This is a genomic window from Mesorhizobium sp. M7A.F.Ca.MR.362.00.0.0 (assembly GCF_004023175.1).
In the GTDB taxonomy this organism is placed as follows: domain Bacteria; phylum Pseudomonadota; class Alphaproteobacteria; order Rhizobiales; family Rhizobiaceae; genus Mesorhizobium.
Genome location: NZ_RZTF01001037.1, coordinates 1 through 266 on the forward strand (window position 1 = coordinate 1; position 266 = coordinate 266).

The 266-nt window shown below is 35.7% G+C and carries 1 protein-coding gene; it reads left to right on the top strand.

Annotated features, from left to right (window positions below; genetic code table 11):
- Positions 1-215, top strand: a 215-nt coding sequence (locus EOC06_RS39025; protein WP_164899092.1) for an SOS response-associated peptidase family protein, incomplete at its 5' end; no start/stop codon positions are given.
- Positions 216-266: the final 51 nt, after the last annotated feature.

The window sequence follows — 266 nt, forward strand, 5'->3', positions numbered from 1 at the left end:
AAGTTACAAAAGATGTTCATGATAGAATGCCGGTAATATTAAAGAAAGAGGACTATGATATTTGGCTAAATCCAGATAACCAAGACACTGAGCAGCTGAAGGGATTGCTAAAACCCTACGAAGCGGAAGAGATGATGAAGTATGGGGTTTCTACGTTAGTAAATTCGCCGAAAAATGAAGGGGAAGCGCTGTTTGCTCCAATTAACAGCATTTAATAGTATAATTGTTATAAAATTCGGAAAATATAAAGGTAAGCAGAAATATGA